Genomic DNA, 16,895 nt, shown 5'->3' with positions numbered 1-16,895 from the left:
GCCCCCGTATGAGCTAGGAGCTTATCCAGGGGTTGACGGTTCCGGCCAAGCGGAAATCGTCAGGGACGCGCTACGCGTCCCGCTTCTTCATGACCAGGTAGCCGCCCAGCAACGCGGCGGCCACCCAGAGCAGCATGATCCCGAGACCGCCCCAGGGGCCGTACGGCGCCTCCTCCGTGTTCATGGCGTCGGGCACCACCTGCATGATCTTGGAGCCCGCCTGGTCGGGGAAGTAGAGCGCGACCTCCTTGGCCTTCGGGACCGCCGAGAGGATCTGCGAGACCAGGAAGAAGAAGGGCACCAGGATGCCGAGCGACAGCATCGAGGAGCGCAGCATCGTCGCCACACCCATCGAGAAGATCGCGATCAGCCCCATGTAGAGCCCGCCGCCGACGACCGCCCGCAGCACGTTGTCCGCGCCGAGCGTCGTACGGTGCTCGCCGAGCAGGGCCTGTCCCAGGAAGAACGACAGGAAGCTGGTCGCCAGACCGACGCCCAGGGCGAGCGCACCCGCCACCGCGATCTTGGAGAAGATGAAGGTCGCCCGCTGCGGCACGGCCGCGAGCGAGGTACGGATCATGCCCGAGCTGTACTCCGTGCCGACCACCAGGACACCGAAGACCACCATGGCCAGCTGGCCGAGGATCATCCCGGAGAAGCTGACGAAGGTCGGGTCGAAGGTCGCCTGCTCGGCCTCCGAGAGATCGCTGAAGGTCGACTTCAGCAGCGCGCTGAGGGCCGCGCCCATCGCCACCGTCACCAGGAGCGCGCTCGCCAGGGTCCAGACCGTCGACGAGACCGTCCGGATCTTGGTCCACTCCGACTGGAGGACCGCCGATACCGCTGCCATCGTTCAGGCTCCCTTGGTGGTGTCGCCCCAGCGGGGGCCGGGCGCGGCCGCCCCGTGCACGTCCGTGCCGTGCGCGTGGTACTCCACCGCGCCGGCGGTCATCTGCATGAACGCCTCCTCCAGGGAGGCGCGCTGCGAACTCAGCTCGTGCAGGACGAGCCGGTGCTCGGCCGCCAGTTCACCGACCTTCTCGGTGGTGGCGCCGTCCACCTCCAGCGTGCCGTTCCCCGCCTCGACGGGCGTGTAGCCGTTGGCGTGCAGGAGGTCCCGCAGCCGTTCCTGCTGCGGCGACCGCAGCCGGACATAGCTCCGCGAATTCTGGTGGATGAAATCCGCCATCGAGGTGTCGGCCAGCAGCTTTCCCTGCCCGATCACGATCAGGTGATCGGCCGTCAGTGCCATTTCACTCATCAGATGACTGGAAACGAAGATCGTCCGGCCCTCGGCGGCGAGCGCCTTCATCAGATTGCGGATCCAGTGAATTCCCTCGGGGTCCAGACCATTGACGGGTTCGTCGAACATCAGGATCTCGGGATCACCCAGCAGCGCCGAGGCGATTCCGAGCCGCTGGCCCATGCCGAGGGAGAAGCCCTTCGACTTCTTCTTCGCGACCGACGTCAGACCGACCAGGTCGAGCACCTCGCCGACCCGGCTCCGCGGAATCCGGTTCGACTGGGCGAGGCAGAGCAGATTGTTGTACGCCGACCGGCCGCCGTGCATGGCCTTCGCGTCGAGGAGCGCCCCGATGTACTTCAGCGGCTCCTGGAGCTCGCGGTAGTGCTTGCCGTCGATGCGGACCGTACCGCTCGTCGGGTTGTCCAGATCGAGCATCATCCGCATGGTCGTCGACTTGCCCGCGCCGTTGGGCCCGAGGAAGCCGGTGATCATGCCCGGCCGTACCTGGAAGGAGAGATGGTCGACCGCCGTCTTCGATCCGAACCGTTTCGTCAGGGCCTCGAGCTCGATCATGCGTACAACCTACGGGCGCGAAAAACCCTCCGCCACCGGAATGACGGAGGGTTTCTCGACGCGTCGCCGACTCGTTACCGAGAAGGCTGACTAGCGGGTCTGCTGGGCCGGGACACCACGGGTGGCCGGCTCGTCGTCGATCGGCGAACCGGCGGCCGCCACGGCGGCACCGGTCAGCGTCGCCAGCATCTCGCGGACGTTGGTCAGCTGGGCGTTGATGGAGTCGCGGCGGTTCGTCAGCGCCGCGAGCTCGCGCTCCGATTCCGAGCGGATCCGGTCGGCCTTGGCGTTCGCGTCGGCCACGATGTCCTCGGCCTGGCGCTGCGCGGTCTCCACCGTCTGACGGGCCCGACGCTCGGCGTCCGTACGGAGCTTCTCGGCCTCCAGGCGGAGCTGCTCGGCGCGGTGCTCGATCTCGGCGAGACGCTTCTCGGCCTTGGCCTGACGCGAAGCCAGGTCGCGCTCCGACTGCTCGCGGCGCTTGGCCAGGTTGGTCTCGAAGTCCGCGGCGGCCTGGGCGGCCTTGGCGCGGGTCTCCTCGAAGAGGGCGTCCGCCTCCTCGCGCTTGGACTGCGCGTCCTTCTGCGCCTCGGCGCGCAGCGAGTTGGCCTCGCCCTGCGCCTTCTCGACGATCCGAACGCCCTCGTCCTCGGCCTTGGACTTGCGCTCCGCCGCGAACGACTCGGCGTCGTTGCGCACCTGCTGGGCGGCCGACTCGGCCAGCTCGCGGTGCTGCTCGGCGGCGCGACGGGCCTCCTCGCGCAGGTCCTTCGCCTCCTCCTCGGCGAGGCGGAGGATCTTCTCGACGCGCGCACCGAGCCCGGCGTACGACGGCTCGGCGTCGGTGACCTGGGCCTGGGCGTTCTGCGTCTCGAGGTGGAGTTCCTCGATGCGCTTTTCCAGAGAGGTGATTCGGGCCAGAGCACTGTCACGGTCGGCGACGAGCTTGGTAATGCGGTCGTCCACCTGACCGCGGTCGTAACCACGCCGCACGAGCTCGAAGCCGAAGGGGGAGGAAGTGTCGCTCATGGGGTTCCTGTCGAATGAGACCGGTGAGGTGTTAGGGGGAATCCTAGGGGCCGAAGCGGCGTGTCATCGAGCGGATGCCCGTTTGATCTGGAGAATGTCCAGCCTTTTGAGTGGCTAGCCGTCGGACGACTTGCCACTCGAACGTGTCGCCCCCGCCGCAACACCCGCCTTGGCGTCCATCGCACCGGCGGACTTCGCCCCTGTGGACGGTGCCTCGAAAGACTCCAACGCTTCGAGGACGTCCTGGACACGGGAGATCTCGGCATTGATGTCCTCGCGACGGCGCACGAGCACATCGAGCTCGCGCTTGCCCTCGGAGATCATCGCCTCGGCCTCGCTCTCGGCCTCCGCCTTGAGCTTCTCCGCCTCCGCGACGAGCGACGCCTTCTTCTGCTCGGCCTCCTTCAGGAGCGCCTCGGCCTTCTTCACCGCGGCGATCCGGACCTTGCTCGCCTCGGAACTCGCGTCCGAGACCAGCTCCTTGGCCTTCGCCTCGGCCTCGGCCCGCTGCTCCTCCGTGGCCTTCACCAGCTTGTCGACCCGCTCGCCGGCCGTCTTCATCTGCTCGGCCGTCTCGCGCCGCGCCCGCTCGTGCAGCTCCTCGATCTCGCCCTCGATACGGACCCGCAGCTCCTCCGCCCGCTCCCTTATGGCCGTCGCGTCGCTGCGCGCGCCCACCAGGAGCTCGTCCGCGTCCGTACGGGCCTTCTCCACCAGCGAGTTGCCCTCGACCGTCGCCTCGGCCACGATCCGGTCGGCCTCCTGACGGGCCGCGCCGACCATCGTGTCCGCCTGCGCCTCGGCCTCGGTGGTGGCGCGCAGCGCCTCCTCCTGGGCCTTCGCCATCAACTGGTCGGCCTGCTCGGCCGCGTCCGAACGGCGCTTCGCGCCGGCCTCGCGCGCCTCGTCGAGCGTACGGTCGGCCTCCTCGCGCGCCTCGGAACGCATCTGCTCCGCGGCGGCCTCGGCGTCCGCCTTGACCCGCTCGGCCTCCGCCCGGATCCGCTCGGCGGCCTGCTGGGCCTGCCCCACGGTCTCCGCGCCCTCGGCCCGCAGCCGCTCCGCCTCGTCGGCCGCCTCCGCGGTGATCCGCTCCGCCTCGCTCGTGGCCTCGCGGACGAGCGTGTCCGCCTGCTCGGCGGCGTCCGCGCGCCGCTTGTCGGCCGCCCTGCGGGCCTCGTCGAGGACCCGCTCGCCGTCCGCGCGCGCGGCGGCCCGCAGCGCCTCCGCCTGCGCCTCGCCGTCCGCCTTGACCTGCTCGGCCTCGGTCCGCAGCCGCTGCGCGTCCTGCTCGGTCGACTCCAGGAGCGCCACCGCCTCCGCGGTGATCCGGTCGGCCTCGCGCGTGGCCTCGCCGATGAGCGCGTCGGCCTGCTCGGCCGCGTCCGACCGCCGCTTGTCGGCCGCCCTGCGCGCCTCGTCCAGGACCTGCTCGCCGTCGGCGAGCGCGGCGACCCGCAGCGCCTGCGCGTGCGCCTCGCCGTCCGTCTTCAGCTGCGCGGCCTCGGCCCGCAGCGCCTCCGCCTCCGCCGTCAGCCGCTCGGCCTCGCCCGCGGCCTCCGTGATGAGCGTGTCCGCCTGCTCGGCGGCGTCCGCGCGCCGCTTGTCGGCCGCCTTGCGGGCCTCGTCCAGGATCTGCTCGCCCTCCGTGCGGGCGAGCGCGACGAGCTCCTCCGCCTCGGTGGTGAGCCGCTCGGACTCGGCCGCCGCCTCGGAACGGATCCGGTTGGCGTCCTCGCGGGCGTCCGCGCGGGTCCTCGCCGCGTCCTGCTCGGCCGACCCCAGCGCGTCCGACGCCTCGGTCCGTACCCGCTGGGCGTACTCGGCCGTGTCCGTGCGCAGCTTCTCCGACTCGGCGATCGCGTCCGCGACCGTCCGCTCGGCCAGCGCCTTCGCGGCCTCCGACTCCTCCTGGGCGCGCGTGCGGACCCGGTTCGCGTCCTCGGTCGCCCGCTCCCGCTCCTCGTACGCGTCGGCGCGGACCCGGTCCGCCTCCTCCTGCGCCTCCGTGCGGGTGCGCTCCGCCACGTGCTCGGCGGCGCTGCGCAGGCCGGCGATCTCCTCCTCGGCCTGCTCATGGAGACCGGCGACGGAGTCGCGTACCTCCTTGGCCGTCTGCTCGGCCGCGGACACCATCTCCGTGGCCCGCCGGTCCGCCTCCTCGACCAGGCGCTGCGCCTCGGTCTGCGCCTCCTCCACCCGCTTACGGGCGGAGGCGAGGAGCTCCTCGGACTGCTCGCGGGCGTGCTCGCGCTCCCGGTCCGCCTCGGAACGGGCCGACTCGAGGGTCTCCTCGGCCTCCCGGCGCCGCCGGTTGGCCTCGTCCTGCGCGGCGGCCAGCGCCTCGGCCGCCTCGGCGGCCACCCGCTCGGCCGCGGCCGCGGCCTCGGCCCGCAGCCGGTCGGCGGTCTCCTGGGCCTCCGACTTCAGCCGCTCGGCCTCCGTCGACGCCTCCGTGCGCAGCCGTACGGCCGACGCCTCCGCCTCGGCCCGCGCGGTCGACGCGTCCGACGCGGCCTCGGTACGCAGCCGCTCGGCCTCCTGCTCGGCCTGCGCCTGGAGCGTACGGATCCGCTCGGCGGCCTCGGTGCGCAGCCGCTCGGTCTCCTCGGCGGCCTCGCGCCGCAGCCGCTCGCTCTCGGCACGGGCGTCGGTCAGCGCCTGCTCGGCGCTCTCCACCCGTGTCTCGGCCTCGGTGTGCAGCCGGGTCAGTTCCTCGGCCGCCTCCTCGCGGCGGGCGGCGGCGGCGCGCTCGGCGTCCTCGCGCAGCTCGGTCGCGGCCCGTTCGGCCGCCTCCCGTACCGACTCGGCCTGCTCCTCGGCCTCCGCCCGCATCCGCTCGGCCTCGGCGCGGGTGCGCTCCAGCGTCTCCTCGGCCTGCGTACGCAGCGTCTGCGCGCGCTCCATGGCCTCCGAGCGGACCCGCTCGCCCTCGGCGCCCGCGCTCGCGCGCAGGTCGTCGGCGTCCGTACGGGCCTTGGTCAGCAGCTCCTCGGCGGTGCTGGCCGCCTCCTCGATCTGGCCGACGGCCTCGCGCCGGGCCTCGCCGCGGATCTTCTCGCCCTCGGCGATCGCCTCGGCCCGCAGCTGCTCGGCCTCGCCGCGCAGCCGGCGCGCCTCCTCCTGCAGCTCGACGGTCTTGGCGCGGTACTCCTTGGTGTCGTCCTTGGCCGAACCGAGCAGCTCGTCGGCCTGCTCCTCGGCCTGGTCGCGCAGCCGGTCCGCCTCGGCCTCGGCCTCGCGGCGGATGCGCTCGGCCTCCTCGGAGGCCTTGCGGGTGGTCTCCTGGGCGGCCTCGGACGCCTTGGTCAGGACCTCCTCGGCGGTCCGCGCCGCCTTGGCGAGGGCGGCGGCCGAGTCCTCGGCGGCGACCGTACGGGCCTTGTCGGCGGCCTCCGAGACCAGCTTCTCGGCCTCGGCGGTGGCCTCGCGCAGCTTCTCGTCGGCCTCGCCCTTGAGGCTCTCGGCCTCCTTGGTGGCCTCGGCGACGAGCCGGGCGATCTCCGCCTTCGCCGTACGGGTGCGCTGCTCGTTGACGGACTCCGCCGACGACAGCTGCCGGGCGGCCGCCTCCTTGGCCTCGGCGAGCGCCTTCTCGGCCTCCGAGCGGGCCTCGCGGAGCCGGAGCTCGGCCTCCTGCATCCGCTGCTCGGCGGCGCGGGAGAGTTCGGTGGCCTGCTGCCGGGCCTGCTCGGTCTCCGCCGTGGTCGACGAACGCAGCTGCTCGGCGTGGCTGGTGGCCTCCTGGGCCTGCGTGGACGCGGCGTTGAGGAGACGCTCGGCGTCCTTGCGGGCGCGCAGCAGAATCGCTTCGGCCTCGGCACGGGCCGTCTCGGCCTCCGACCCCACCCGCTGGCGGGTCTCCTCGGCGAGCCGGGTGGCCTCGGCGCGGGCGCCGGCGAGCGCCTGCTCGGCCTCGGCGCGGGACTCCTCCATGAGGCGGCGGGCCTGCGACTCCGTACGGGCGCGCAGCTGTTCGGCCCAGGCGACGTTCTCGTTGACGTGCGCCTCGACGGTCTGCCGGCGCTCGGCGAGCTCCTGGTCGAGACGCTGCCTGCGCTGGACGGCCTCGGCGTGCAGCTCGGCCTGGAGCCGGGCCTGGTGCTCGGCGTGCTCCTGCAGGATGCGCTGGGTCTGGGCGCGGGCGTCACGCAGCTCGCGCTCGGCGTCCTGGCGCAGCTGTTCGGCCTGGACCTGCGCGTTGCGCAGGAGTTGTTCGGCCTGGTAGCCGATGTCCGCGCTGTCGTACGCGGGGCGGGACGCGATGGTGCGGCGCGCTTCGTGGAGCTTGGCGCGCAACACCTCGACCTGGTAACCGAGGTCCTCGGCGTGCTGGACGGCCTTCTCCCGCTCGGTCTTCAGCCGGTCCATCTCGGCTTCGAACCGCGAGAGATGGTCGTCTTCAGCTCGGTGGCTCTCCTGGCGTTCGTAGCCCCGCACTGCGCGGTCCCATCCTTCCCCGAGCTCTCAACGCGTTCGAGCAGGGGAGACCCCAACCCTGGTCGCAACACTCCAACGAGAACCGTTCCCCGGAGAACGGCCCCCCGGGGAATCGTGGCAGATCGGATACCCCGACTTCGACGCCGCATGGGCATGCGGCCCCGACCGGCCCCGGCCCGGAGTCGCCCACTCTACCGGGCCAGGAATCCGGAGGTCAGTGCTCCGCTGCGGAGGGGTCGGCGGAGGTGACCAGTTCGGTCAGTACGCCGTGGCAGTCCTTGGGGTGGAGGAAGGTGATGCGGGAGCCCATGGAACCGGTCCTCGGCTCGTCGTAGAGGACCCGGACGCCCTTGGAGCGGATGGCCTCGGCGTCCTCGTCGACATCGGCGGTGCCGAACGCTATGTGGTGCACCCCCTCGCCGTTCTTGGCCAGCCACTTGCCCACCGCGGAGTCCTCCCGGGTGGGTTCCAGGAGCTGGAGGTACGAGGCGCCGCCGTCGGAGGTGTCGTTGATCTTGAGCATGGCCTCGCGGACGCCCTGCTCCTCGTTCACCTCGGAGTGGAACACCTCGAATCCGTAGGTCGCGCGGTAGAACTCCACCGTCTTGTCGAGGTCGAAGCAGGCGATCCCGATGTGGTCGATTCGCGTCAGCATGCATCCAGTGCAGCGCCGGAGCGGTGGTTACGCAACGTGCGCGCCGTCACACCGACGGGCCGGTGACCGTGCGCGGTACCGCTCAGTACATTGAAGGTAAACCCTCGTTCACTCCTCATCCCAAGGGGCTGCGCCTCATGTCTGGAACGACCGGTACCACCTCAGTGATCGTCGCGGGCGCCCGCACGCCCATGGGCCGTCTGCTCGGCTCGCTCACCTCCTTCTCCGGCGCCGACCTGGGCGGATTCGCCATCAAGGCCGCCCTCGACCGGGCCGGCATCGACGGCGACCAGGTGCAGTACGTGATCATGGGGCAGGTGCTCCAGGCGGGTGCCGGGCAGATCCCCGCGCGCCAGGCCGCCGTCAAGGCGGGCATCCCGATGAACGTGCCCGCCCTGACCATCAACAAGGTCTGTCTCTCCGGTCTCGACGCCATCGCCCTCGCCGACCAGCTCATCCGCGCGGGTGAGTTCGACATCGTCGTCGCCGGTGGCCAGGAGTCGATGACCAACGCCCCGCACCTGCTCCCGAAGTCCCGCGAGGGGTACAAGTACGGCGCGATCGAGATGCTCGACGCCATGGCGTACGACGGTCTGACCGACCCCTTCGAGAAGATCGCCATGGGCGAGTCGACCGAGAAGCACAACACCCGCCTCGGCATCCAGCGCGCCGAGCAGGACGAGATCGCCGCGCTGTCGCACCAGCGCGCCGCCGCCGCGCAGAAGAACGGCGTCTTCGAGGCCGAGATCACCCCGGTCGAGATCCCGCAGCGCAAGGGCGACCCGGTCGTCTTCGCCAAGGACGAGGGCATCCGCCCCGAGACCACCGCCGAGTCGCTCGGCAAGCTGCGCCCGGCCTTCGCCAAGGACGGCACGATCACCGCCGGCACCTCCTCGCAGATCTCCGACGGCGCCGCCGCCGTGGTCGTCATGAGCAAGGCGAAGGCGGAGGAGCTGGGCCTGGAGTGGATCGCCGAGATCGGCGCCCACGGCAACGTGGCGGGCCCGGACAACTCGCTCCAGTCGCAGCCCTCCAACGCGATCCGGCACGCCCTGGAGAAGGAGGGACTGGGTCTCGACGCGATCGACCTGATCGAGATCAACGAGGCCTTCGCGGCGGTCGCCGTCCAGTCAATGAAGGACCTCGGGGTGACCCCGGAAAAGGTGAACGTCAACGGCGGCGCGATCGCGCTCGGCCACCCGATCGGCATGTCCGGCGCCCGTGTCGTGCTGCACCTGGCCCTGGAGCTCAAGCGACGCGGCGGCGGTGTCGGCGTGGCGGCGCTGTGCGGCGGCGGTGGCCAGGGCGACGCTCTCGTCGTTCGCGTACCCGGCAAGTAGTTCCGTCGAGCAAGGAGCATCGGCACATGGTGGACGTCCCCGAACTCGTCGCCCAGGCACGGGAGGGCCGCCCGCGTGCGGTGGCCCGGCTGATCTCGCTCGTGGAGGGGGCGTCCCCCCAGCTGCGCGAGGTGATGGCGGCGCTGGCCCCGCTGACCGGCGGCGCGTACGTGGTGGGCCTGACCGGTTCGCCCGGTGTGGGCAAGTCCACCTCGACGTCGGCGCTGGTCGCGGCGTACCGCCGGACGGGGAAGCGGGTCGGCGTCCTGGCCGTCGACCCCTCCTCCCCGTTCAGCGGCGGCGCGCTGCTCGGCGACCGGGTCCGGATGTCGGAGCACGCGTCGGACCCGGGCGTCTACATCCGCTCGATGGCCACCCGCGGCCATCTGGGCGGGCTCGCCTGGGCCGCGCCGCAGGCGATCCGCGTCCTGGACGCGGCCGGCTGCGACGTGATCGTCGTCGAGACCGTCGGTGTCGGTCAGTCGGAGGTGGAGATCGCCTCCCAGGCCGACACGTCCGTGGTGCTGCTGGCGCCGGGCATGGGTGACGGGATCCAGGCCGCGAAGGCGGGCATCCTGGAGATCGGCGACGTGTACGTGGTCAACAAGGCGGACCGGGACGGCGCGGACGCCACGGCCCGCGAGCTGAACCACATGCTGGGCCTGGGCGAGTCGCGCGGGCCGGGCGACTGGCGGCCGCCGATCGTCAAGACGGTCGCGGCGCGGGGCGAGGGCATCGACGAGGTCGTCGAGGCGCTGGAGAAGCACCGGGCGTGGATGGAGGAGCGCGGCGTGCTCGCGGAGCGGCGCCGGGCTCGGTCGGCGCGCGAGGTCGAGACGATCGCCGTCACCGCGCTGCGCGAGCGCATCGGCGACCTGCACGGCGACCGGCGCCTGGACGCGCTGGCGGAGCGCATCGTGGCGGGCGAACTGGACCCGTACGCGGCCTCCGACGAGCTGGTCGCGAGCTTGACGGGCGCGTGACACCGGGGCCCGGTCGTGGTCGCGCGACCACGACCGGGCCCCGGTGACGTGGCCGCGGGAGGGTCAGGCGTCGTCGTGGTCGTCGTCCGCCTGGTCGTCGTCCGCGTGGTCGGTGCCCGGCTTGCCGGCGTTCGCGTGGTCGTCGTCCGTCGTGTCGTCGTCCGCGCGGTCCCCGGCCGTACGGTCGCCGTCCGCGCGGCCCTCGGCCGTACGGTCGTCGTCCGCCTTGGTGCCGTCCGTCCTGGTGCCGTCCGTCCTGGCGTCGTCCGTCCTGGCGTCGGAGTCGTCCCGGTCCGCCGTGACGGCGGCCGTCTTCGGGTCGACCTGCCAGTCGCCCTTGGTCGTCTCCACGTCCCAGGCGGCGGCCGCGCGGTCGTCGTCATCGTCGTCCAGGGACACCGACGTGACGAAGCCCTTCGCCCCGCCGGCCCCGGCGGCCTCGCGGGCGTCCACGGTCGCGCCCTTCAGGGCGGTCCGCTCGTCGTTGTCGTCGGCGTCGTCCTCGGTCTCCCGGCTCAGGACCTTGCCCGTCGTGGCGTCCACGTGGACCGTGTACGCGGTCGTGCCCCTGCCGAGCACCTCGACCTCCCACGCGTGGTCGTCGTCGCCGTCGAGATCCGCGGACACCACCGTGCCGGGCCGCGCCTCGAGAGCCGTGTCGATCGCCTGAACGGCCGTCACCGTCGCCTTCCCGCCGGCGGCGGTGTCGTCGCCGGGCCTGTCGTCCGCGAAGGCGACCGTCGTTCCCCCGACGGCCCCGAGGGCCACGGCGGCCGCGGCGACGGTGGCGATGACATGGGTGCGCTTCATGAGGGAATCCTCCGGTTCGGTGGATGGTTCGTTCGACGGGCACCACTGTGCGCGACCCGACCTGAAGGCACCCTGAAGCAACCTGAAGGCTTCTTCAGGTTCCATGCGCGAACCTTGTCCTCATGCGGATCCTGATCGTGGAGGACGAGAAGCGGCTGGCCCTCTCCCTGGCCAAGGGCCTGACCGCCGAGGGCTACGCCGTGGACGTCGTCCACGACGGCCTCGAAGGGCTGCACCGGGCGGGCGAGGCGCCGTACGACCTGATCGTGCTCGACATCATGCTGCCCGGCATGAACGGCTACCGCGTCTGCTCCGCGCTGCGCGCCGCCGGCGACGACGTGCCGATCCTGATGCTGACCGCGAAGGACGGCGAGTACGACGAGGCCGAGGGCCTGGACACGGGCGCCGACGACTACCTCACGAAGCCGTTCTCGTACGTCGTCCTGGTCGCCAGGGTCCGCGCGCTGCTGCGCCGCCGACGCGGCGCGGGCGCCACCGCCTCCCCGGTCCTCGACCTCGGTGGGCTGCGCGTGGACACGGCCGCCCACCGGGTGCACCGGGACGAGGAGGAGGTCCCGCTGACCACCCGGGAGTTCGCCGTCCTGGAGCAGCTCGCGCTGCGCGCCGGCGAGGTGGTGTCGAAGGCCGAGATCCTCGAACACGTCTGGGACTTCGCCTACGAGGGCGACCCGAACATCGTCGAGGTGTACGTCAGTACGCTCCGCCGCAAGCTCGGCGCCTCCCTGATCCGGACCGTGCGCGGCGCCGGCTACCGCCTGGAGGCGCGGTGACCGGCCGGCGCCTCACCTCGGTCCGCGCCAAGGCCACCCTCGGCGCCACGCTGGTCGTGGCCGTCGCCCTGGTCGCCGCCGGCATCGCCGTCCTGCTGTCGCTGCGCGACAACCTCGCCGACCAGGCGGACGCCCAGGCCGACGGCACCGTGCGCGAGATCGGCGCGCAGATCGCCGCCGGAACGCCGTACCGGCGACTCCAGCTCCCCGACGGCTCCGACCACCCGGTCCAGGTCGTCGACGAGGACGGGCGGGTGCTCGCGGCGAGCGAGGACCTGGAGCGGATCAGCGGCACGGGCACGCCCGGTGTCACCCCGGTCCCGGAGCCCGGGGCGGACCGCGACGACGAGCCGGACGCGGACGACCCCGGCACCGGGGAGCTGGGCGAGGCCACCCGGCACAGCACCGGCCGGGCCACCATGGACGGCGACGAGGCCGCGTACCGCTTCGCCGAGGTCGAGGTCACCGACGCACGGGGCGAGACCGTCGTGGTCCACGCGGGCGCCCCCCTGGAGACCCAGCGGGACGCCGTGAGGACCGCGACGACGGTCATGCTCATCGGACTTCCGGTGCTGCTGCTCGTGGTGGCCGGTGTGACCTGGCTGGTGACCCGCCGGGCCCTGCGCCCGGTCGAGGACATCCGCCGGGAGATGGCCGCCATCACGGCCTCCGAGGATCTGGGGCGCCGCGTGCCGGAGCCCGGCACGGGGGACGAGGTGGCCAGACTGGCCCGGACCACCAACGAGACGCTCGCGGCCCTGGAGGCCTCCGTGGAGCGGCAGCGGCGTTTCGTCGCCGACGCCTCGCACGAGCTGCGCAGCCCGATCGCCTCGCTGCGCACCCAGCTGGAGGTGGGCGCCGCCCATCCGGAGCTGCTCGACGTCCCGGGCGCGGTCGAGGACACGGTGCGCCTCCAGCGGCTCGCCACCGATCTGCTGCTGCTCGCCCGGCTCGACGCGGGGGAGCAGGCGGGACGGACACGGATCGGGCTCGGGGCGCTCGTGCGGGAGACGGTGGCCGAACAGTCAGGGGACAGGCCAGGCGACAGGCCCGGTGACCGGATCGTGGTACGCGTCGAGGCCGAGGACGGCGTCGAAGTGGCCGGGTCCCGGGGCCAGTTGGCGCGGGTGGTGACGAACCTGCTGGACAACGCGCGGCGCCACGCCCGGTCCCGGATCACCGTGACGGTCCGCGAGGACGGCGGGCGGGCGCTGCTGGCCGTCTCGGACGACGGCGCGGGCGTGCCCGCCGCCGAGCGCGAGCGGATCTTCGAGCGGTTCGTCCGCCTCGACGACGCCCGGACGCGGGACGAGGGCGGCGCGGGGCTCGGCCTCGCCATCGCCCGTGACGTGGCCCGCCGGCACGGCGGGGAGCTCACCGCGACGGCCGCGGAACCGTCCGGGGGCGCGCGGTTCGAGCTGCGACTGCCCCTGGACGGCTAGGTCGTGGCCGGAACGTCTGGCCTGGCTCGCGGCGCCCTGCGGGCGGACGGCCAGACCTTCCGGACACTCCCTGGGCAGCGTCCGGAAGGTCTGGCCTGGCCGTGCTTTCCGGACACCCCCTGGGCGGTGCCTGGTGATTCGTGCGGGTCAGGGCTTGCCCCGGCGGCCCCGCAGCTGCTCCGCGACGGGCTTCAGGGACTCGTGGAGGTCGCCGAGGGCCTCCGGGGTCAGCTGGTCGATGAAGTGCTTGCGCACGGACTCCACGTGGTGCGGCGCCACCTTGCGCATCGTGTCCATGCCGAGGTCGGTGAGGACCGCGTACAGCCCGCGCCGGTCGGACTCGCAGTTGGCGCGCTGGACGAGCCCCGCGTTCTCCATGCGGGTGATCTGGTGCGAGAGGCGGCTCTTGGACTGCAGGGTCGCCGTGGCGAGGTCGCTCATCCGCAGCCGTCGCTCGGCCGACTCCGAGAGGTTCACCAGGATCTCGTAGTCGTTCATGGTCAGGCCGAACGGCTGGAGGTCCTTCTCCAGCTGGTGCGTCAGCATCCGGAAGACGTCCAGGTAGGTGCGCCACGCGCACTGTTCGGCGTCGGTGAGCCAGGGGGTGGCCGTCTCGGTCTCCATGTATGGATTCTACCTAAGAAGTTGAATACTGGACGAAGTCGGGAGGTGTGACGCCGCGCACCCGAGCCCGACGTACGGGGTGCAGACGTTCGAAGGCGTCACCCTCCGCAGACTACCGGCTACAGCCCGAAGCGCCGCTGGAGGTCTCCGAGCTGTCCGGGAAGGCGCGGTGCCGAACCGTGCGCCCCCTGGCCGGAACCATGCGCCCCGGGGACACCGCCCGGGACGCCGGGCTGCCCGCCCACCGCACCGATCGCCCGGTCGGCCATCAGCAGCTCCGTCGACTGGAGCAGTACCGTACCCGCTCCCACGAACTCGAACTGGTGCTCCTCGCCCGAGGTGCCGCCGATCCCGGTCAGTGCCCGGACGCCGCCCATCACACCGGTCATGTAGCCGTGGTCGTAGTGGTGGCACGGGGACGGGCAGTCCGCCCAGCCGACCAGCGCCTGCGGGTCCACCCGCATCGGCGGCTCCATGAAGACCACCGGGCCGTTCGACGCCGCCACGAACTTGCCCGTGCCGATCAGCGTCACGAACCCCGGCACGATCGACTGCTTCAGCGCCAGCGTGGGCTGGTACGCCAGCAGGTTGCCGGAGCGGATCGTCAGATTGCCCTCGTCCAGGTCGAACGAGTTCACGTCGAAGGCCCGGTCGGCGAGCAGCATCTTGCCGCTGCCCTCCGCCACCACCCAGTCGCTCGCGTGCAGCGGCGAGTGGAAGGACGTACGGACCAGGCGGTCCAGGCGCCCGTGGCCGATGCCGTTGAAGTCGATCCGCCCGTAGTAGGCGATCATCTTGCCCTTCTGCAGGAACCACTGGGAGCCCTTGAGCTCCACGCAGAAGGTGTACGGATTGACGTTGTCGTCCGAGGGGAGCGACTGGGGATCGAAGATCACGGGCGCGCTCACAGCTTCTCCTCCGACGCCTGCACGTACACCACACCGTTGCCGCTCAGCTCCAGCTGGAACGCCTCGCCGGAGCCGCGCCCGACCATGTCGCGCCAGCCCAGCGCGGTCGACAGCTTGTTCCGTACGTCGCCGTGGTGCGCGACGTACGCCTGCGGGTCCACATGGACCGGGCGCCCGGGAGCGATCGGCAGCTCGATCACCCCGCCGTGCGCCATCACCGCCACCGCGCCATGGCCCTTCAGGGTGGTGGTGAACAGGCCCTGGCCGGTCACCTGGCCGCGCACCATGCCCATGACCCCTCCCTGGGAGCCCATGAACATCGTCCCCTGCTCCAGGGTGCCGTCGAAGGCGAGCAGCCGGTCGGCCTCGACGAACAGGGTGTCGCCGGTCAGCCGGATCACCTGGATGTGATGGCCGCCGTGCCCGAACATCACCGTGCCGTTGCCCTCGACCGTCATCAGCGGCGTCGCCTCGCCGGCCACCCGGCGGCCGATCATCGACATCACGCCGCCCTGGCCGCCGGTCATGTTCGGCGTGAAAGTGACCTCGCCGCGGTACGCCAGCATCGCGCCGCGTTGGCTGAACATACGCTGCCCGGGGATCAGCTGGGCCTCGACCATCTTCGAGTTGATCTCGCGGAACGGCATCAGACGTCGCCCCCGATCGTGTTCCGCTCGCTCGGCTGGACGTAGACGAGCCCGTCGCCCTCGAAGCGGATCTGGAACGCCTCACCGCCACCCTCGCCGAGGAACGTGCGGAACGTCACACCGGACTGGAAGCTCTGCTGGAGGTTGCCCTGGTGGGCGACGTACGCGCCGGGGTCGACGGAGAGCGGGTACTGCGGAGTCACCCGCAGCACCACCGCCGGGCCGTCGGACATGATCGCCGCCTGTCCGGTGCCCTCGACCGTGGTGGTGAAGAGGCCGTTGCCGGTCGCGCCGCCGCGCAGACCGGTGAAGCTCGTGCCGGTGCGCAGCCCCGCGTCCGTGCAGAGCAGGTTGCTCGACTCGACGAAGAGCTTGTCGCCGTGGAGCGAGACGAGGTTGATCTCGGAGGCGCGGTCGGCGAACCAGCAGGTCCCCTGGCCCTTCACCTCCATCACCTCCATCTGCTCACCGGTGAGCCTGCGGGTGACCATGCCGCGCAGGCCCTCGCCTCCGCCGGACATCTTCTTGAAGGCCATCTGGCCGTCGTACGCGACCATCGAGCCGTTTTTCGCCTTGACGCCGTCGCCGGTCATGGAGACGGCGAGCACTTTGCTGCCTTGGAGTCGGAACGTAGCCACGGAGCGAGATTACGGGGCCCCCGGATAAAGAGACAGCAAAGTCGCCGTGCACAATGGACGGGCCCTTGTGCATCCGTTCACAAGATCACGTACGCAGGATCGAACGAAGGTGACCCCTCCCGTGGACATCAAGACCGCCTCATCCCTCCACCGCCTCCGACTCGTCTCCGCCCCGGAGGCCGTCTCGTTCCTGCTGCTGCTGGTCTGCTCGGTGCTCAAGCGCACCACGGACTTCAACGCCGTGCCGGTGATGGGCGCGATCCACGGCGTCCTCTTCATCCTGTACGTGCTGTTCTGGCTGGACGCCTGGAACCGCACGAAGTGGCAGTTCAAGACCGCCGCGCTCTACTTCGTGCTCTCCGTGCTGCCGCTCGGCGGCTTCTTCGCCGAGCGCAAGCTCAAGCGCGAGGCCACGGACGCCGTGATCGCCTCCCGCGCCCGTCGCGAGGCCACGGTGAAGGCATGATCGTCGCCTTCTCGGTCACGCCGCTCGGGGTCGGCGAGGAGGTCGGCGCGTACGTCGCCGACGCCGTCCGCATCGTGCGGGAGTCGGGGCTGCCGAACCGCACCGACGCGATGTTCACCTCCATCGAGGGCGAGTGGGACGAGGTCATGGACGTCGTCAAGCGCGCCGTCGCCGCCGTCGAGGCACGCGCCCCCCGGGTCTCCGTCGTGCTCAAGGCCGACATCCGGCCCGGCGTCACGGACGGCCTCGCCTCCAAGGTCGCCACCGTCGAACGGCACCTGAACGGCTGACCGCGCCCCTACC

The 16,895-nt window shown here is 71.8% G+C and carries 16 protein-coding genes; 6 read left to right on the top strand and 10 right to left on the bottom strand.

The window, feature by feature from the left end:
• Positions 1–70: 70 nt before the first annotated feature.
• The 5 genes from ACIPPS_RS01605 to mce form a co-directional block, all read right to left on the bottom strand.
• Positions 71–850 (bottom strand): ABC transporter permease, encoded by a 780-nt coding sequence (locus tag ACIPPS_RS01605; RefSeq protein WP_401425518.1) that lies wholly within the window; start codon positions 848–850, stop codon positions 71–73.
• Positions 851–853: 3 nt separating this feature from the next.
• Entirely contained in the window at positions 854–1,819 is a 966-nt protein-coding gene (locus tag ACIPPS_RS01600; protein ID WP_401425516.1) for an ABC transporter ATP-binding protein, read from the bottom strand.
• A 90-nt stretch (positions 1,820–1,909) separates the two neighbouring features.
• The gene (locus ACIPPS_RS01595) at positions 1,910–2,848 is read right to left on the bottom strand and encodes a cellulose-binding protein (RefSeq protein WP_352191692.1); all 939 of its coding nucleotides are present in this window, start codon (positions 2,846–2,848) and stop codon (positions 1,910–1,912) included.
• Positions 2,849–2,962: 114 nt separating this feature from the next.
• Positions 2,963–7,288: a polarized growth protein Scy gene (gene scy, locus ACIPPS_RS01590; protein WP_401425512.1), complete on the bottom strand. Its 4,326-nt coding sequence runs from the start codon at positions 7,286–7,288 to the stop codon at positions 2,963–2,965.
• A gap of 214 nt (positions 7,289–7,502) precedes the next feature.
• Entirely contained in the window at positions 7,503–7,943 is a 441-nt protein-coding gene (gene mce, locus ACIPPS_RS01585; protein ID WP_401425510.1) for a methylmalonyl-CoA epimerase, read from the bottom strand.
• 137 nt (positions 7,944–8,080) lie between these two features.
• Between mce and ACIPPS_RS01580 the strand changes: the two genes are divergently transcribed.
• Together ACIPPS_RS01580 and meaB are read left to right on the top strand one after the other, a co-directional pair.
• Positions 8,081–9,283 (top strand): acetyl-CoA C-acetyltransferase, encoded by a 1,203-nt coding sequence (locus ACIPPS_RS01580; RefSeq protein ID WP_401425508.1) that lies wholly within the window; start codon positions 8,081–8,083, stop codon positions 9,281–9,283.
• A gap of 26 nt (positions 9,284–9,309) precedes the next feature.
• The gene (meaB, locus tag ACIPPS_RS01575; protein WP_401425506.1) at positions 9,310–10,266 is read left to right on the top strand and encodes a methylmalonyl Co-A mutase-associated GTPase MeaB; all 957 of its coding nucleotides are present in this window, start codon (positions 9,310–9,312) and stop codon (positions 10,264–10,266) included.
• Positions 10,267–10,329: 63 nt separating this feature from the next.
• Here meaB and ACIPPS_RS01570 read toward each other — a convergent pair whose 3' ends face one another.
• Positions 10,330–11,076 (bottom strand): PepSY domain-containing protein, encoded by a 747-nt coding sequence (locus tag ACIPPS_RS01570; protein ID WP_401425503.1) that lies wholly within the window; start codon positions 11,074–11,076, stop codon positions 10,330–10,332.
• 122 nt (positions 11,077–11,198) lie between these two features.
• On the opposite strand from ACIPPS_RS01570, the gene ACIPPS_RS01565 reads away from it, so the two are divergent.
• A complete protein-coding gene (locus ACIPPS_RS01565; protein WP_401425500.1) occupies positions 11,199–11,867 on the top strand; it encodes a response regulator transcription factor in 669 nt (222 codons plus the stop codon).
• On the top strand, positions 11,864–13,309 hold the full coding sequence (locus ACIPPS_RS01560) for an ATP-binding protein (protein WP_401425498.1): 1,446 nt from the start codon (positions 11,864–11,866) through the stop codon (positions 13,307–13,309). The genes ACIPPS_RS01565 and ACIPPS_RS01560 overlap by 4 nt, the downstream gene beginning before the upstream one ends.
• A gap of 147 nt (positions 13,310–13,456) precedes the next feature.
• Here ACIPPS_RS01560 and ACIPPS_RS01555 read toward each other — a convergent pair whose 3' ends face one another.
• The 4 genes from ACIPPS_RS01555 to ACIPPS_RS01540 all read right to left on the bottom strand — a co-directional run bounded on the left by ACIPPS_RS01555 (position 13,457) and on the right by ACIPPS_RS01540 (position 16,126).
• The gene (locus tag ACIPPS_RS01555) at positions 13,457–13,933 is read right to left on the bottom strand and encodes a MarR family winged helix-turn-helix transcriptional regulator (protein WP_401425496.1); all 477 of its coding nucleotides are present in this window, start codon (positions 13,931–13,933) and stop codon (positions 13,457–13,459) included.
• A 119-nt stretch (positions 13,934–14,052) separates the two neighbouring features.
• Positions 14,053–14,841 (bottom strand): AIM24 family protein, encoded by a 789-nt coding sequence (locus tag ACIPPS_RS01550; protein WP_401425494.1) that lies wholly within the window; start codon positions 14,839–14,841, stop codon positions 14,053–14,055.
• The gene (locus ACIPPS_RS01545; protein WP_401425492.1) at positions 14,838–15,488 is read right to left on the bottom strand and encodes an AIM24 family protein; all 651 of its coding nucleotides are present in this window, start codon (positions 15,486–15,488) and stop codon (positions 14,838–14,840) included. The genes ACIPPS_RS01550 and ACIPPS_RS01545 overlap by 4 nt, the downstream gene beginning before the upstream one ends.
• Positions 15,488–16,126, bottom strand: a complete 639-nt coding sequence (locus ACIPPS_RS01540) for an AIM24 family protein (protein WP_401425489.1) — start codon at positions 16,124–16,126, stop codon at positions 15,488–15,490. The genes ACIPPS_RS01545 and ACIPPS_RS01540 overlap by 1 nt, the downstream gene beginning before the upstream one ends.
• Positions 16,127–16,247: 121 nt before the next feature.
• Between ACIPPS_RS01540 and ACIPPS_RS01535 the strand changes: the two genes are divergently transcribed.
• Positions 16,248–16,592, top strand: coding sequence for a DUF3817 domain-containing protein (locus ACIPPS_RS01535; protein ID WP_401425486.1), 345 nt, complete (start codon positions 16,248–16,250; stop codon positions 16,590–16,592).
• On the top strand, positions 16,589–16,882 hold the full coding sequence (locus ACIPPS_RS01530; protein ID WP_401425483.1) for an MTH1187 family thiamine-binding protein: 294 nt from the start codon (positions 16,589–16,591) through the stop codon (positions 16,880–16,882). The genes ACIPPS_RS01535 and ACIPPS_RS01530 overlap by 4 nt, the downstream gene beginning before the upstream one ends.
• The last annotated feature ends 13 nt before the right edge of the window (positions 16,883–16,895 follow it).

The sequence above is a fragment of the Streptomyces sp. NPDC090127 genome (genome assembly GCF_044746945.1).
Classification (GTDB): Bacteria; Actinomycetota; Actinomycetes; order Streptomycetales; family Streptomycetaceae; genus Streptomyces.
The sequence above is the reverse complement of the archived record's forward strand: the minus strand, read 5'-3'. Positions and strand labels throughout refer to the sequence as shown.

Coding starts and splice junctions, on each gene's coding strand:
- ACIPPS_RS01605 (WP_401425518.1), bottom strand. CDS start 850: ATGGCAGCGGTATCGGCGGTCCTCCAGTCGGAGTGGACCAAGATCCGG.
- ACIPPS_RS01600 (WP_401425516.1), bottom strand. CDS start 1,819: ATGATCGAGCTCGAGGCCCTGACGAAACGGTTCGGATCGAAGACGGCG.
- ACIPPS_RS01595 (WP_352191692.1), bottom strand. CDS start 2,848: ATGAGCGACACTTCCTCCCCCTTCGGCTTCGAGCTCGTGCGGCGTGGT.
- mce (WP_401425510.1), bottom strand. CDS start 7,943: ATGCTGACGCGAATCGACCACATCGGGATCGCCTGCTTCGACCTCGAC.
- ACIPPS_RS01580 (WP_401425508.1), top strand. CDS start 8,081: ATGTCTGGAACGACCGGTACCACCTCAGTGATCGTCGCGGGCGCCCGC.
- meaB (WP_401425506.1), top strand. CDS start 9,310: ATGGTGGACGTCCCCGAACTCGTCGCCCAGGCACGGGAGGGCCGCCCG.
- ACIPPS_RS01570 (WP_401425503.1), bottom strand. CDS start 11,076: ATGAAGCGCACCCATGTCATCGCCACCGTCGCCGCGGCCGCCGTGGCC.
- ACIPPS_RS01565 (WP_401425500.1), top strand. CDS start 11,199: ATGCGGATCCTGATCGTGGAGGACGAGAAGCGGCTGGCCCTCTCCCTG.
- ACIPPS_RS01555 (WP_401425496.1), bottom strand. CDS start 13,933: ATGGAGACCGAGACGGCCACCCCCTGGCTCACCGACGCCGAACAGTGC.
- ACIPPS_RS01545 (WP_401425492.1), bottom strand. CDS start 15,488: ATGCCGTTCCGCGAGATCAACTCGAAGATGGTCGAGGCCCAGCTGATC.
- ACIPPS_RS01530 (WP_401425483.1), top strand. CDS start 16,589: ATGATCGTCGCCTTCTCGGTCACGCCGCTCGGGGTCGGCGAGGAGGTC.